Origin of the sequence: Thermobacillus xylanilyticus, from assembly GCF_907165215.1 — a bacterium.
GTDB lineage: Bacteria > Bacillota > Bacilli > Paenibacillales > Paenibacillaceae > Thermobacillus > Thermobacillus xylanilyticus.
Genome location: NZ_CAJRAY010000095.1, coordinates 7,982 through 23,224, shown reverse-complemented (window position 1 = coordinate 23,224; position 15,243 = coordinate 7,982). Strand labels below are relative to the sequence as shown.

Annotated in this window: 12 protein-coding genes and 1 pseudogene; 2 read left to right on the top strand and 11 right to left on the bottom strand. The window is 61.8% G+C overall.

Translation table 11 applies throughout. The features are described from left to right. Positions 1 to 15 precede the first annotated feature (15 nt). From KJQ12_RS17880 to KJQ12_RS17850, 7 genes are all read right to left on the bottom strand, one after another. Positions 16 to 381, bottom strand: coding sequence for a DUF4383 domain-containing protein (locus KJQ12_RS17880; protein WP_213486603.1), 366 nt, complete (start codon positions 379 to 381; stop codon positions 16 to 18). A gap of 95 nt (positions 382 to 476) precedes the next feature. Continuing rightward, positions 477 to 1,103, bottom strand: coding sequence for a YigZ family protein (locus KJQ12_RS17875; protein WP_015253590.1), 627 nt, complete (start codon positions 1,101 to 1,103; stop codon positions 477 to 479). 14 nt (positions 1,104 to 1,117) lie between these two features. Continuing rightward, positions 1,118 to 2,467, bottom strand: coding sequence for a glucose-6-phosphate isomerase (locus KJQ12_RS17870; protein WP_213486601.1), 1,350 nt, complete (start codon positions 2,465 to 2,467; stop codon positions 1,118 to 1,120). A gap of 314 nt (positions 2,468 to 2,781) precedes the next feature. Then, the gene (locus KJQ12_RS17865) at positions 2,782 to 4,575 is read right to left on the bottom strand and encodes a methyl-accepting chemotaxis protein (protein WP_213486599.1); all 1,794 of its coding nucleotides are present in this window, start codon (positions 4,573 to 4,575) and stop codon (positions 2,782 to 2,784) included. A 215-nt stretch (positions 4,576 to 4,790) separates the two neighbouring features. Continuing rightward, positions 4,791 to 6,806 (bottom strand): transketolase, encoded by a 2,016-nt coding sequence (gene tkt / locus KJQ12_RS17860; RefSeq protein WP_213486597.1) that lies wholly within the window; start codon positions 6,804 to 6,806, stop codon positions 4,791 to 4,793. Between the two features lie 149 nt (positions 6,807 to 6,955). Continuing rightward, positions 6,956 to 7,855 carry a formyltetrahydrofolate deformylase gene (gene purU / locus KJQ12_RS17855; protein WP_015253586.1) on the bottom strand — a complete coding sequence of 300 codons (900 nt, stop codon included), beginning with the start codon at positions 7,853 to 7,855 and terminating at the stop codon, positions 6,956 to 6,958. 68 nt (positions 7,856 to 7,923) lie between these two features. After that, the gene (locus tag KJQ12_RS17850; RefSeq protein ID WP_213486595.1) at positions 7,924 to 9,054 is read right to left on the bottom strand and encodes a deoxyribonuclease IV; all 1,131 of its coding nucleotides are present in this window, start codon (positions 9,052 to 9,054) and stop codon (positions 7,924 to 7,926) included. Positions 9,055 to 9,269: 215 nt separating this feature from the next. On the opposite strand from KJQ12_RS17850, the gene KJQ12_RS17845 reads away from it, so the two are divergent. Further along, complete coding sequence (locus tag KJQ12_RS17845) at positions 9,270 to 9,707, top strand: DUF2621 domain-containing protein (RefSeq protein ID WP_213486594.1); 438 nt, start codon at positions 9,270 to 9,272, stop codon at positions 9,705 to 9,707. 25 nt (positions 9,708 to 9,732) lie between these two features. After that, positions 9,733 to 10,641: a TIGR01777 family oxidoreductase gene (locus tag KJQ12_RS17840; protein ID WP_213486593.1), complete on the top strand. Its 909-nt coding sequence runs from the start codon at positions 9,733 to 9,735 to the stop codon at positions 10,639 to 10,641. A 13-nt stretch (positions 10,642 to 10,654) separates the two neighbouring features. Here the strand turns inward: KJQ12_RS17840 and KJQ12_RS17835 are convergent, their stop codons facing one another. The 4 genes and pseudogenes from KJQ12_RS17835 to KJQ12_RS17820 all read right to left on the bottom strand — a co-directional run. Continuing rightward, positions 10,655 to 12,448, bottom strand: a complete 1,794-nt coding sequence (locus KJQ12_RS17835) for a DUF6382 and FHA domain-containing protein (RefSeq protein ID WP_213486592.1) — start codon at positions 12,446 to 12,448, stop codon at positions 10,655 to 10,657. A gap of 53 nt (positions 12,449 to 12,501) precedes the next feature. Further along, positions 12,502 to 13,074: an A24 family peptidase gene (locus KJQ12_RS17830; RefSeq protein WP_015253581.1), complete on the bottom strand. Its 573-nt coding sequence runs from the start codon at positions 13,072 to 13,074 to the stop codon at positions 12,502 to 12,504. 76 nt (positions 13,075 to 13,150) lie between these two features. Beyond that, complete coding sequence (locus tag KJQ12_RS17825; protein ID WP_213486591.1) at positions 13,151 to 14,125, bottom strand: TadE/TadG family type IV pilus assembly protein; 975 nt, start codon at positions 14,123 to 14,125, stop codon at positions 13,151 to 13,153. Next, positions 14,091 to 15,243, bottom strand: a pseudogene (locus tag KJQ12_RS17820) (hypothetical protein); the annotation flags it as partial. The pseudogene KJQ12_RS17820 and the gene KJQ12_RS17825, both read right to left, overlap by 35 nt.

Here is a 15,243-nt window from a genome sequence, read left to right as displayed (position 1 = left end):
TTTTTTCATCCTGGATCAGCGGTAGGATCTTGCCTCTTGCGCCGATTCCGAGATGACAAAGCCGAAGTACAGCGCGATTGCGCCGACGACGAAATGCAGCGCGTTATCCGCAAGGCCGACGTGCATCAGACCGAACAGATCGCCGGTGAACACGCCGAGCACCGCGAGCAGCAGATAGAAGATGCCGATGACCTGCGAATAACGATACGCATACCCTTCGCCGGACGACGCCGCAAGGCCGAGCAGCCCGACAATCAGATGAATGACGTTGTGCGCCGCGCCCAGATGGAACAGACCGAACCCGTCCGGATCGATGAAACCGTACAACCCGAGCAGCAGGAATACCAGTCCGGTCAATGCGGCGAATCGTCTGACCGCCAACCCGCATCCCTCCCCATCCCCTTGGTCTTCCATAGAACACTATGCGGGGGACGGGTGAAACATGCCTCGGGCGGCCCTGCCGGGCCGCCCTCCGCTCAGAAATCGTAATATTCGGCTTCGCCGGGCGTGATGGTCGCCCGTCCTTGCGTCAGATCAGTCATCCATGCGATGAACCGCTCCGCTTCGCCATCCTCCGGCAGGCAGACGACGGTGACGCGGTCCGTGAACACCGTGTCGCCGACATGCCAGCCCCGGCTGCGCAGCTCGTTCTCGATCTTGCCGTACCATGTATAGTCGACTTCGACCGACACCTTCCGGCGCAGCACCCGCTCGATCGGCTCCGACGCCTCGATCGCCTGCACGGCGCCTTCGGTATAGGCGCGGATCAAACCGCCGGCGCCGAGCATGATGCCGCCGAAATAGCGGGTGACGACGATCGCCGTATCTTTAAGCTGCTGCGCCTTGATCACTTCGAGAATCGGCCGGCCGGCCGTGCCGCTCGGTTCGCCGTCGTCCGACGATTTCTGGATCTCGTCCCGTTCGCCGATGACGTAGGCGTAGCAGTTGTGCGTCGCGTCCCAATGCTTCTTGCGGATCGCTTCAACGAAGGCGACCGCTTCTTCTTCCGACGTTACCGGCTTGCCGTATCCGATGAACCGCGATTTCTTGATGACAATCTCCCGCTCGCCTTCGCGGCGGAGCGTACGGTAACGCGCCAGCACAGTCGATCTCCCGCTTACAGGCGCGCTTCGAGGGCTGCCTTCTCCTTCTCGTAGCCCGGCTTGCCCAGCAGCGCGAACATATTCTTCTTGTACGCCTCGACGCCCGGCTGGTCGAACGGATTGACGCCCAGCAGATAGCCGCTGATGCCGCATGCTTTCTCGAAGAAATAGACGAGATACCCGAACGTGTACGGGGTCATGTCCTTGATCGTGACGACCAGATTGGGCACGCCGCCGTCCGTATGGGCGAGCAGCGTCCCTTCGAACGCCTTCTTGTTCACGAAATCCATCGTCTTGCCGGCGAGGAAGTTCAAGCCGTCCAGATCCTCCGGATCGCTGTTGATGGTGATATGCTCGGGCACTTCCGCCACCTGGATGACCGTCTCGAACAGGTTGCGCGAGCCCTCCTGGATGAATTGGCCCATCGAGTGCAGGTCCGTCGAGAAATCGACCGACGCCGGATAGATGCCCTTGTTGTCCTTCCCTTCGCTCTCGCCGTAAAGCTGCTTCCACCATTCGGAGAAATAGTGCAGGTTCGGTTCGTAGTTGACGAGAATTTCCGTCGTCTTGCCTTTGCGGTACAGCGCGTTGCGGACAGCCGCGTATTGATAAGCGCCGTTCTCGCGCAGGTCCGGATTCGCGTATTCGCGCGACGCGTCGGCTGCGCCCTGCATCATCGCGGCAATGTCGATGCCCGCCACGGCGATCGGCAGGAGACCGACGGCCGTCAGCACGGAATAGCGTCCGCCGACATCGTCCGGAATGACGAACGTCTCGTAACCTTCCGCGTCGGCCAGTTTCTTGAGCGCGCCCTTCGCCCGGTCGGTCGTCGCGTAGATCCGTTTGCGCGCTTCTTCCTTGCCGTATTTCTGCTCCAGTTTCTCGCGGAAAATGCGGAAAGCGATCGCCGGTTCGGTCGTCGTGCCGGATTTCGAGATGACGTTGATCGACCAGTCCTTGCCTTCAAGCAATTGCAGCAGATGGGCGACATAAGTCGAGCTGATGTTGTTGCCCGCGAACAGCACCTGCGGCCCTTGGCGCTTGCCCTTCGGCAGCATGTTGTAGAAGGAATGCGACAGCATCTCGATTGCGGCCCGCGCGCCGAGATACGAACCGCCGATGCCGATCACGACGAGCACGTCGGAATTTTCGCGAATGCGCGACGCAGCCGCCTGAATCCGCGCAAATTCTTCCTTGTCGTATTCCGTGGGCAGGTTGATCCAGCCCAGGAAATCGCTGCCCGCGCCGGTCCCGTTATGAAGCTGGTCGTGCGCCAGTCTGACGGCGTCCGCCAGGTAATCGATCTCATGCTGGCCGACGAACGGCAGCGCTTTCGAGTAATCAAATGTTACGGCTTTCGACATTTCCTTTTTCCTCCCGATTCCGTCTGGATAATGGCAGCCGATGCCGGATCGGCGGCCTGTCCCTGCAACCAAAACCTAACCATTAGAATACTGGATTTTACAACCGAACTCAAGGAAAACGGTCACGCCTGCCTTCCCGGGAGGCATTACCGTTTTTGCGGCGTGATATAGGCACGGTTTATGATCGCCGGACGATCCCGCAGCCCGCGCGGCGAGCGCGGCAGCACAAATGAAGCCCCGGACGGGCAAGGAACGCGGGCCGTTCCTCCCCTCACCGGGGCCTGTCAGCTTTGCGTGCCGGCATTCGCCGGGCATTACCGCCGGAACTTGCCGATCAGCATCTCCATTTCCTGCGCCAGGTGGGCCAGATGCTGGGACGAAGCGGACATTTCCTCCATCGTCGCCAGCTGCTCCTCCGTCGCCGCGGACACCTGCTCGGTCTCCGATTGGGTGGAATCGCTGATGTTGTGCAGTTCCGTGATCATTTTCTCGATCTGGTCCGCGCCTTCCGCCATCGACTGCGCGGCGAGCGATGCGGCCCGCATCTGCTCGGCAAGCTTGGCGACCGCTTCTTCGATCTGTCCGAACGATTGGTCCGCTCTTACGACGGCCGCCCGTCCCTCGTCCACGCGTTCAGCCGTCAGATCCATCGACTGCACGGCTTGCTGCATATGCTCCTGAATATCCGCGATGATCCGCTGCACGCTCTTCGCGGCCTCAAGCGATTGTTCCGCCAGCTTGCGCACTTCGGAGGCGACCACCGAGAAGCCGCGGCCGTGCTCGCCCGCTCTGGCCGCTTCGATGGATGCGTTGAGCGCCAGCAGGTTCGTCTGTTCGGCGATGTCCGAGATGGCACGCGCAATTTTCTCGATCTGCCCGGATTGTTGTTCAAGCAGACGGATCGACGAGGAGAGCTGCTCCACGGATTGCTGGATGCCGTCCATCGACACGGACGCCTGCTGCATCGTGCGGCTGCCGTCCCGCGCAATGTCCGACGTCTCCAGCGCGCTGTCCGCTGCCGACCGCGTTTTGCCCGAGACATCCGATGCCTGTTCGTTGATCTGTCTGGTCGCTTCGAGTCCGCCCGCGACCTGCTCAGCCTGACGGCTCATGCCGGAGGCGACTTCCTGCATCGACGAGGCGATGACTTCGCTCGCCTTGCCCGTCTGCTCGGCGCTGGCGGTAAGCTGCTGCGAAGATGCGGCAAGCTGCACCGATGTCTCGCCGATGCGGCGGATGACGTCGCTCATATCGTCCATCATCTTGTTGAAGGAAGCGGACAGCTGGCCGAGCTCATCCCGCGAGTCGAGCGCGATGCGGCCGCTCAAATCTCCTTCGGCGGCGTCGGCCATCAGTTTCCGCAGTTCCGACATCGGCTTCGTGATCAGGAGCGCTACCCGCAGCACGAGTCCGCCGTTGATGATCAGTCCGAGCAAAATGAGAATGATCATAATAATGATCGCAATATTCATTCTGTGCTGAATGTCCTTGTTGGCCTGGACCGCTTGCTCCGTGCTGATGTCCGAAATCTCGCTCAGCAGCTGGTTCTTCTGCTCCAGCAGCGAAGAAGCCTCGCGGTTGAAATACGCGATCGCCGAAGCCTGTTGACCGCTCGCCGCCAGTTGTTCGGCTGTCGTCCGGCGATTTGAATACTGGAGATCAATCGCCTCGATCCGCTCGATCCGATCGCTCTCTGCCTTGCCGACATCCGTCGACTTCAGCTCATCCATGACTTCTCTGAAACGTTTGCTGTGTTCCCTTACCTTTCCGTATGCAATCTCCCGGGCATCTTCGTTCGTCGCCATCAGATACTGGTAGGAATCCACCTCGATGGCTTGACCGATTATCGCCGCTTCGTTCGCCAAATCGATCGTCTTGATGTTGTCCGACGCCAGTTTCTCGATCTGGGCATTCATGAGCATCATGGTGATAAACCCCGCCAAGCCGATGCACAACATGAAAATGGTGCTTGACACCAGAATGACCGTCAGCTTGTGGCGGACGCCCACATTTCTGAGAAAACTGAGCGTCAACAGTTGCGGGAACTTTACCTTGCCGCGGACTTTCGTTGCTGTTTCGTCTGCAGTTCCGTCGAATTTTTTTGCCATCCTTGAAATCCTCCTGCCCATCGTTATCGACGGTTGTAAACACGCGTTATACGACTTTTTTATCGGATCGGCGGGTGCGGAAATCAAGACTTTGTATGAAAATCGTAGGATAGTGTAAAAAAAATCGTATGAAATCTGAGGAATTGTTAAATGAGACAAGTAAAAAAGCCCCGCTTCAAGCGGGACTTTCGATCGATATCGGGGATGTTCACGGCTTAGAGGAGCGCCTTCACCTTGGCGACGACGTTCTCGACCGTGAAGCCGAACTCCCGGATGAGCCGGTCGCCCGGCGCCGAAGCGCCGAACGTGCTGATGCCGAGCACCGCACCCTTCTCGCCGACATAGCGCTCCCAGCCGAACGGATGCGCCATCTCGACCGCGAGGCGCGCCTTCACGTCCGGCAGCAGCACGAAATCGCGGTACGCCTGGTCCTGCTTGTCGAACAGATCCCAGCTCGGCATGCTGATCACGCGGACGCCGATCCCTTCTTCGGCCAGCGCCTTCGCCGCCGCGACCGCGAGCTGCACTTCGGAACCCGTCGCGATGATCTGCGCGGCCGGCTTGCCGTTCGGCGCGTCGCAGATGACGTAAGCGCCGCGCTCGACGCCCGTGCGCGCCAGCTCGGCCGTGCCTTCGATGATCGGCAGGTTCTGGCGGGTCAGCACCAGCGCCACCGGATTCGACCGGTTCTTGACCGCGTAGCGCCATGCGGCGGCCGTTTCGTTCGCATCGGCCGGACGGATGACCGTAAGATCCGGAATGACCCGGATCGAGGCGAGCTGCTCGATCGGCTCGTGGGTCGGCCCGTCTTCGCCGACCGCGATGCTGTCGTGCGTCAGGACATAGACGACCGGCAGCTTCATCAATGCCGCCAGTCGGACGGCCGGACGGAGATAGTCCGTGAACACGAAGAAGGTGCCGCCGTACACTTTCAGGCCGCCGTGCAGCGCGATGCCGTTCATCGCGGCCGCCATGGCGAACTCGCGCACGCCGAAGTAAATGTTGCGTCCGTCGTAGCTGCCCGGCTTATACACCGGCAGTCCTTTCAGGTGCGTCATCGTCGAGCTTTCGAGGTCGGCCGAACCGCCGACCAGATTCGGCACGCGCTTTGCCAGCGCGTTGAGCGCTTCGCCGGAAGCGACGCGCGTCGAGACCGCCTTGCTGCCGTCATAGACCGGCAGATCGGCGTCCCAGCCATCCGGCAGTTCGCCGGCGGCAGCCTGCTCGAACTGCTTGCCGAGCTCCGGATGCGCCGCCTTGTACGCTTCGACGAGCTTGTTCCACTCCGCGTTCGCCTGCTCGCCGCGCGCCTTCACCTGCGCGAAATGGTCGCGCACTTCCTGCGGCACATGGAACTCCGCTTCCGGGTCCCAGCCGTAGAATTGCTTCGTCAGCTTCGCTTCATCCGGACCGAGCGGCGAACCGTGCGGGCCGCCGTGGCCGCCTTTGCCCGCCTTGTTCGGGCTGCCGTAGCCGATGACCGTCTTCACTTCGATCAGCGTCGGTTTCGACTTCTCGGCCTGCGCCGCCTCGATTGCCTTCGCCAGCGCCGCCAGATCGTTGCCGTCCTCGACGCGCAGCACCTGCCAGCCGTAAGCTTCGAAACGCTGCGCCACGTTCTCGGAGAACGCCAGATTCAGCTCGCCGTCCAGCGAGATGTCGTTCGAGTCGTACAGCACGATCAGCTTGCCCAGCTTCAGGTGGCCGGCAAGCGAAGCCGCCTCGCTCGCGACGCCTTCCATCAGGTCGCCGTCGCCGCAGATCGCATAGGTGTAATGGTCAATGACCGGATAGCCTTCGCGGTTGTACGTCGCCGCCAGCTGCGCTTCGGCCATCGCCATGCCGACGGCCATGCCGATGCCCTGACCGAGCGGACCGGTCGTCGCGTCGACGCCCGGCGTATGGCCGTATTCCGGGTGCCCCGGCGTCTTCGAGCCCCATTGGCGGAAATTCTTGATTTCCTCGAGCGGAAGATCATAACCGGACAGATGAAGCAGCGCATAGAGCAGCATGGAACCGTGGCCGGCCGACAGCACGAACCGGTCGCGGTTGATCCAGGACGGATTGGACGGGTTGTGCTTCATCGTGCGGGCGAACAGTTGATAACCCATCGGAGCGGCGCCCATGGGCATGCCCGGATGCCCGGACTTCGCCTTCTCGATCGCGTCGATCGCCAGTGTGCGGATCGTGTCAATCGACAATTGATCGATGGATTTCTGCGTAACCGACATTGCGTTTCCTCCCATGTCTCTTCCGTGTGCCGCGGCGCTCCCGAAACGTGCGGGCGGCAGCGTTTTCTCAGAACAATTTTCAAATATTGTATCATTTGCCCAGTCGGTTTTCCACTTTCACCATTGGCGGTGCGCCGGGCACGCGGCCATCAGTTGAACACGACCGTCTTGTTCTGGAATACGATGATGCGGTCCTCGAGATGCCATTTCACCGCGCGGGCGAGCACCGTCCGCTCGATGTTCCGGCCGATCCGCTTCAGACTGGCGACGTCGTCGCGGTGCGACACCCGCTGCACGTCCTGCTCGATGATCGGACCGCCGTCGAGCTCCTCCGTCACATAGTGGGCCGTGGCGCCGATGATTTTCACCCCGCGGTCATAGGCTTGCTGGTACGGTTTCCCTCCGACGAACGCCGGCAGGAACGAATGGTGAATATTGATGATCCGATTCGGGAAATACTCGATGAACCGCGGCGTAATGATCTGCATGTAGCGCGCGAGCACGATCAGATCGACCTTGCCCTCGTGCACTTTCTCGAGCTGCAGCCGCTCGGCTTCGGCTTTCGTCTCCGGGGTGACCGGGATATGGTGGTACGGAATGCCGAACGATTCGACGAGCTGGCGCATGTCCGGATGGTTGCTGATCACCATCGCGATCTCGGCGTCCAGATCGCCGGCCTGCCATTGCCAGAGCAGCTCCAGCAGGCAGTGGTCTTCCTTCGAGACGAAGATCGCGATCCGCTTCTTCCGGCTCGCCCGGAAGATGTGCCATTTCATCTCGAACCGGTCGGCCACGCGGACGAAATCTTCCTGCAGCTTCGGCAGCTCCCGGTCCAGATCCTGGAGGTCGAACTCGAAGCGGATGAAGAACATGCCGCCGTCCGGATTCATCGTGTATTGGTCCGACGACACGATGTTCGCGCCGTGCTCGTACAGGAACTGCGACACCGCGGCGACGATGCCCGGACGGTCCGGGCACGAGATCAGCATCCGCGCCCGGTTGGCGCTCCTTTCAATCGGATGTTGAGGCTTGTAGACATTCTGCTGCATGCTTAGTACTTCCTTCCGTTCGTATGGTCATGAAAGCCGGGTCGGGGCTTAAAAAGCGCTTCAAGCGGTCACGCTTCCTTCAGAAGCTGCTTGCCGGCGAACCAGGCGGTCAGCCGGTGGTTCACCGCTTCCTCCGTCAGATCTTCCGGCAGCACCCGGTTCTCGATCACCAGGTCATACAGCCGGTCCATCGGCTCGCGCGGATCGGCCTTCTTCGCCTTGGCGTCGTTCTTCAGCGTCTCCCAGACCGAGAGCACGTACGTCCGCCCGTCGATCGCTTCCTTGTCGAAGAAATGGTGCAGCCGCTCCACATGATCGAAGAAGTCTTCGCCGAAGCGCTCCCTCGCGTCGCCGCGCAGCAGCGCGATCTCGGCTTCGTACATCGGCCGGGATTTCTTGCTGTCCTTGCCGATCCACGGCGTCTCGAGGATGAACGGCCGTCCTTCGAGCAGCTCGTGATGGACGACCCGCTTGATCGCCTCGTAGCCGAGGTAGCCGGCGCCGACCGGCGCATGGCGGTCTTTCGCCGCGCCGCGCGGGTTTTTGGAGTCGTTGATGTGGACGACGGCCACGCGGTCCAGCCCGACGACACGATCGAACTCGCGCAGCACGCCGTCGAGATCGCCCACGATGTCGTAACCGGCGTCGTGCATGTGGCACGTGTCCATGCAGACCGACAGCCGGTCGTTGTCCTTCACCTTGTCGATGATGGCGGCGATCTCCTCGAACGTGCGGCCGATTTCGGTCCCTTTGCCGGCCATCGTTTCAAGCGCGATCTTCACGTTCAGCCCTTCCGTCCCGGCCAGCACTTCATTCAGGCCTTCCGCGATCCGGGCGATGCCGTACTCCGGGTCCTTGTCCGTGTACGCGCCCGGATGCAGCACGATATGATCGACGCCGATCGCGTGCGTTCGACGAATCTCCTCCTGCAGAAAACGGACCGCCAGCTCGAACGTGTCGTCCTTGTACGAGCCCAGATTGATGATATACGGCGCATGCACGACGATCTCGTCGATGCCGCTCTCCTTCATGAGCGCCTTGCCCTCTTCGATGTACAGATCTTCAATCGGCTTCCGCCGCGTATTCTGAGGCGCGCCTGTATAGATCATGAACGAACTGGAGCCGTACGACACCGCTTCCTCGGTCGCCGTCACGAGCCCCTTGTCCGAAAAAGACACATGCGAACCGATCTTGAGCACCTTTACCCCTCCCGACAGCACATTTCCTACTATTCTAACAGAATCGGCCGGCGCTTGAAAGACAAGCCGCGCGGGACCCCGTTGGCAATGTGAGGCGCAAGGCTTACACGAGCCCCGGCTGGAGTCCCCGGCAACCGGACCGGCCGTTCAAGGAATCGTTGTTCGAAAATCGCCGGCCGGTGCGGTATAATGATCGGGAGAGGTGACGGATCAAGATGGACAATGTCCATAACGGGTTCATGTATTTCATCTTATTCTGGGCGGTCGTCCTGGTCGTCTCCATGGCGATCGGCGGCTACTTCATGTTCCGCAAATTCCTCAAGATCATGCCGAAGCAGGACGGTATGTCGAAGCTCGACTGGCAGAATTACTGGGTCGAGAAGAGCCGGCCGCTGTGGACGGAAGAGTCGAAGGCATTCCTCGATCTGCTCGTATCGCCGGTGCCGAAACCGTTTCGGGACATTGCGAAACATTCCATCGCCGCGGAGATCGGCAAGATCGCCGTCGAGAGCGGCGCTTCCGAAGTGACGCGGGAACACTGCATCGAAGGCTACATCAAGGCGACGCCCAGGCGCGACTACCGCAGCCTGATCTCGTTCCTCGACAAGCACGGCATCGATTACAGTCCGTACCGGCATTTGTTGAAATCCTGAAGATCGCTCGGGGGAGGCGACGGGCATGCGCGTGGCGGTTACCGGCGGCACCGGTTTCATCGGCGGTGCGCTCGTTCGGGCGCTGCTTGAACGGGGAGACGAAGTCCGGGTGGTGACCCGGAAGCGGGGACGGCTCAAGCTCCGTCACCCGAATCTGACGGAATCGACATGGGATGAATTGACTGAACGGCCTGATTTGCTGGAAGGAACGGACGCCATCGTCAACCTGGCGGGGGAGACCATCAATCAACGGTGGACGCAGGCCGCGAAAGACCGGGTGCTTCGGTCGCGGATTGACGCGGCTGACGCCGTGGCGGGATGGGTGCGCGCCATGCGGGACAAGCCGGTCGTCGTGAACGCGTCCGGCATCTCGTATTACGGCATGTCCGAGACGGACACGTACGACGAGCGGAGCCCGGGCCGGGTGACCGACTTCCTGTCCGCCGTCACGAAGGAATGGGAGGAAGCGGCGGACCGGATTCCCGCCCGGCGGCTCGTCAAGCTGCGCGTCGTTCTTGTCCTGGGCGCGGATGGCGGCGCTTTCCCGCTGATGGCACTGCCGTACCGGCTGTTCGTCGGCGGCAGGGTCGGCAGCGGCCGCCAGTGGATTTCCTGGATCCATATCGAGGACATGACGCGGCTCATCCTGTTCTGCCTCGACAACGAGCATGTATCGGGGCCGATCAACGGATCGGCGCCGGAACCGGTGACGAACGACCGGTTCGGCCGGGCGGTCGCCGCGGCGCTTCGCCGGCCGCACTGGTTCCCGGTGCCCGCGTTTCTGATGCGCCTCCTGTTCGGCGAGATGGCCGTACTCCTGCTCGAAGGGCAGCGGGCGCTGCCGGCCGCGGCGCTGGAAGCGGGCTTCACCTTCCGCTACCCGACCATCGACGAAGCGGTGCGGCATCTGCTCGGCCACATTGTAAGAAAGTAAAAAATGCCCGGCATCAACCGCTCTTCCGCAGCGTATATTTCGGCCCGTCCGGTCCGGCAAGCCGGAACGTGCCGCCGTCTTGCAGCAGGTATTCCTTGTACGGCACCATGATCTCGCCTCCCAGCAGCGTTCCGTTGCGCGAGGCGAGATCTTTTATTTTCACGTCGTTGCCGTCGAACTCGATCTCCAGATGCGCGCGCGACACGCCTTCCGCCGTGTCGACGATCACGGCATGCGCTTCCGAACGGCCGATGACCGTAACACCGGGCTCAACGGGGATGCGCCGATGCCCGCCTTCATGCTCGCGCAGCAAGTACATGCCGCACTGTCGTCCCCGACCGTCCTGATGGAGCAGGACGGTCTCATCCGCCAGCAGCCCCGTTTCTTCGTCCGCCGTTCCGACGCCGATCATTCCTGGGCTTCCCTCCGCTTCCATGCCTTCCGGCAAGCGGGAAAACATTCCCGCTCCAATGCCTCCGGACGTACCCGATCCTCCGGTTGCCGCATGAACCGCAAACGCAGCATCCGATGCCTGATGATTGTCCCGCGCAAAATCCGCCAGCCAGGGAAACCGCAGTTCGGCGGCATCGTTCCGGATCCCGGCGTCATCGGATCGGCCGCCGGATTCCGCATCCGGCCGCCAGGCTTCCGGATCGCCGATGCCGCCGGATGCGCCGGCGGATGGCGAGTCATCAAGCGGCCCGTGATTTCTGGCCGCCAGCCGCTGCCACAGCAGGAACAGCCCGCCCGCGGCAAGCAGCGTGGCGCCCAGGCTGATCAGCAGGCGGTCCGTGCCCGGCGACGGCAGATAGATGTACCGCCAGATCAGCGCGACAGCCAGTATGGCGCCGGACGCCGACAACCAGCGCGCCCTTCCCGCGTCGCGGATGCGGCCCGTCGTCCCGGGCCATTCCCGGTCGTCAAACATCGACGTCTCCGGTGGCGGGGTATCCGCCGGTTCTTCGCGTCTGATGATCTTGCCGAGCAGGTCAAACCGGTTCTTCGCCGGTCCGTCCGGCTGTTCCCCGTCATCCGCCGTCGCGTGCCATTCAATGGCTTCACCGGTCCGGTTATCCGCATGATCCGGCGCATGGACAGCCCCCGGGGCCTGCGGGCAATCCGACCGTTCCGCAACGTGCGGCGCGCTGTTCTCCGGTTTCATCAGGCTTGAGGCCGGATGTGCATATGGGGTTGCCCGCGGGTTGTCCGCATTCGGTGAACCGGACGCGCCCCGCGGCTCCGAAACCAGCAGCTGAAGCAAACCGACGCGCAATTTGGACCAGGAAGCAGGCGGGTCATCCAGCAGACGGAGCATGGTCTGCACGACTTCCCCGTCCACACGCTCCACTTTGCCCATGAGTCTGACCGCAAGGCCGAGCAGTTCTTCCCGAATCGGCTTCTTCGCGTGCGGTTCGCGGAGCGGGATATACGTCAGCGCAACATCGCGCCAATCGCCGCCGATAAACAGAAACTTCTCTTCCAGCAGGCAGCACGACTCCCGGAGCAGGTAGTGCCCGCAGTTGTCCAGCGCTTCGACGATGCCCAGCATAAGGCTGATATATTCATTCATCCCGAACGAGCCGGTGATCAGCCAATGCGAAAGCAATTTCCGGCCGTCGATCGCGTAGCGGAACGTCACGCTTCCGTCCATCTCGAACCAATCGACGGCGAGCAGCCCGGGCGGCCGCTCGGCCTGCAGCATTTGCAGGTCCACTTCATCCAGATCCGCGCGCGCAAATGGCGGATCACGGCGGATGATCATTTCGTGGCCGCGCTGCATGGCAAAATCGACTTGAATCCGTTCCATCTCGCACTCCTTTCCCGCCGGTCATCCCCGTTTCCCGACGATCTTGGGCGTCTTCACCATAACCATGCCGCAATCGCCCCGGGGATCACCGCGATCATGAACGGAAACCGGCATTTCCGCACGCCCGCATTCCGTCCGGTCTCCGGCGAAGATTCTGCGCCGTCTGCCGCTTCGTCTTCTCGCAGCAGATTCCAGCGCACGGCTCTGTGCCTGCCGATCATCAGGCACAGCAACCCGTAAGCTCCGGCCGCCAGGACGGCATAAATGGCGCAATCGATCGTCTCCCGCGCGCCGATCCAGCTTCCGAGCGCAGCAAACAGTTTGACGTCGCCGCCGCCGACGGCTCCCAGACGGTGCAGCAGCAGCATCAGCGCAAATCCCGCCCCGGCTCCCGCGCATGCGGTCAGCAGCCCTTGTCCTGCCGCTTCCAACGCGGCGAGCAACCAGGGCCGGGCATCCGGCGCCGCATCGTTCAACCTGCTCCAGACCCTTTCCGCCATATGGAATAATCCCCCGGCGGCCAAGGCGGCGAAATTCAGCCGGTTCGGAATGCGCATCGTCCGGATGTCGCTGACGAACGCGGCCGTCAGCAGAATCGCCGCTCCCGCGGCGCCCAAGTACATCATGCATCCCTCCCATTCTGTTGGTTCTCTTCCCAAACTTTCCTGAACGAATGTCAGATCTCCATGCCTGCGCCTGCTGTCATTCCCCCGCACTGCCGGCCTTCTGCACAATGAAAAAGCTGTGCGCTTTCGCGCCGTCCTCCGAGGTCACCTCGAGTTCCCACACGCCGGGCGTCGTATTGCCCGATACGTGCCACTCCCAGGTCACGATGCCGTGTTCGTCCGCCGTCTTCTCGCCCAGATTTTTCGCCTTGCTCTTTCCGCTCTTGTACCAGACCTCCAGATTCAGCTTCGCATTCGGCTTGCCGATCGCGGTCAGCTTCGCTTTCCGGCCCGGACGAAGCGGCGAAGGCTCGATCGAGACGATGACGACCCTGTCCGATCCGTCCCCGTCTTCCGGATGCGTCGGCGCCGGAGCCGGATCGGCGACCCAGACGCGCTCTTCGGCGTCCGCCGAGAGCGTCACATGCGAGCCTGTGAACGGCAGAGCCAACGGAAAATCGTAGGCAAGCCGGACCCGGAAATACTCCTCGCCGCTTTTCGAAAAATCGGGCAGTGACAGCCTTGTAACCCGGATGCGGTCGGGATCTAGCGCCGATTCCGCAGCCAATTCACGGATCAACGGACCGAAGACAGCCTCGCCGATCGGCGCCGCCGCGATGTCGGCTGCCGCATTCCAGTCCCCCCGCAATGCCGCTTCAAGCAGCGGACCCGCCGGTTCCGGCAGATTGCCCGCAAGTTCGCCGGCCAGAAGACCGAGCCCGGACGATGCGGGCCGGCTTTCGGATGATTGGCCTTCCGATCGGGAAGACGGCGCGCCGCTCTTGGATTGGAGGACCTGCTGAATCGGGTACATGTGCGCGGCCGTCAGCCGAGCGGTCTGGGCCGCGGCATCTTGCAGCGCCATCTGCGTCATCGCCATTCGGATGATGGCGATGAGGAGGATGAACGTCATCAGGAAGACGGGCATGATCAGCGAAGCTTCAACCGTAACGCTTCCCCCGGTGTCGGATGACGGCTCAATACGACGACCCGGCAGCCACCGTGCTCTCATAGCGGCCGCCCACAACCTTTCCTTGTAAAATGCCGCCGGAAGCCAACATCTTCATCACTCCCGGCAGAAACCACAGATTGACCGACACGTCCGCACGCCCGGTCAGCGATGTCGGCATCTCGGACAGCCGATATCCCGTGCTGTGCTCGATCAGCGCTGCAACACGGGCAAGCTTCTCCGCTTTGCTTCCGTGAATGAGCAGGAACAAGCGCAGATAGTCCCGGTATGTGATGTCGATCTTCAGCCATTTGGACAGCTTCGTTTTGCCGGTATTGATCAACTCGGTCATGTCCATCAGCGCATGCTCCAGACTGTACGCCACCGCCGCGGCAAAAACGACCAGCGGATGGCCGAACGTGCGGCACTCCACCAGCCCTTCCATCAGGCGGATGGCGGTGCGGACGGCGAAGATCTCCCCATAGGCGGCGGCAATATTTCCCGCCGGTCTGTGGATGCCGTACAAAATGTACTCCACTTCCTGATTGGAAACGGACAATAAAAGATCGCCTGCGTTGCCGCCGTTCGTACCGCCTGTCGAACCGCCCGTTCCGGATGATGTCTGCGAAACCAACCCGGACAAATTTTGCGGGCGGAAATGTTCGAACCGCGAAGCGGCGTACTCGTTCAGGTAAAGTTCGTCCCGCAGATCCGCCGATACGCTTTCCAGCAGTCCGAACAGTCCGGCCGCTTCGCCCGCCTCGTTCTTCGCATATTCGCCGCTTTCATCGTTCAGGCCGGCATTCGAGCCGCCCGAGGGCGAGGAGGATGCCTCGTTGAGCGCCAGGCTTGCTTCATAGCGTTTGCGCACCTGCTCGAACTCCTTCGCGGCTTCCTCATCGTAAGGCAGCTGCGCAATCTGAAGCAGCAGTCTCGCAGCTTCGCCGCGTTTCGCCTCGGATTGGCGCTCGAATTGCTTTCGTTGGTGGTCGGCGGCATTCAATTCGGCGATCGCTTGACCGCGCGCCGCGATAACGTTGCCGGAGCCTGCGCCATCCGCACCGGAATACTGCGAGGCATAGGCCTGGTAGCCGCGGAACAGTTTGTGGAAAGCGGCCTCCAGCGCCGATGCATTCCGGGTATCCGGGCTTGCGAGCGCCTGCGCGGCGGCCGATTCGAAC

Coding starts and splice junctions, on each gene's coding strand:
- KJQ12_RS17870 (WP_213486601.1), bottom strand. CDS start 2,467: ATGTCGAAAGCCGTAACATTTGATTACTCGAAAGCGCTGCCGTTCGTC.
- KJQ12_RS17865 (WP_213486599.1), bottom strand. CDS start 4,575: ATGGCAAAAAAATTCGACGGAACTGCAGACGAAACAGCAACGAAAGTC.
- tkt (WP_213486597.1), bottom strand. CDS start 6,806: ATGTCGGTTACGCAGAAATCCATCGATCAATTGTCGATTGACACGATC.
- purU (WP_015253586.1), bottom strand. CDS start 7,855: ATGCAGCAGAATGTCTACAAGCCTCAACATCCGATTGAAAGGAGCGCC.
- KJQ12_RS17845 (WP_213486594.1), top strand. CDS start 9,270: ATGGACAATGTCCATAACGGGTTCATGTATTTCATCTTATTCTGGGCG.
- KJQ12_RS17840 (WP_213486593.1), top strand. CDS start 9,733: ATGCGCGTGGCGGTTACCGGCGGCACCGGTTTCATCGGCGGTGCGCTC.
- KJQ12_RS17835 (WP_213486592.1), bottom strand. CDS start 12,448: ATGGAACGGATTCAAGTCGATTTTGCCATGCAGCGCGGCCACGAAATG.
- KJQ12_RS17830 (WP_015253581.1), bottom strand. CDS start 13,074: ATGATGTACTTGGGCGCCGCGGGAGCGGCGATTCTGCTGACGGCCGCG.
- KJQ12_RS17825 (WP_213486591.1), bottom strand. CDS start 14,125: ATGAGAGCACGGTGGCTGCCGGGTCGTCGTATTGAGCCGTCATCCGAC.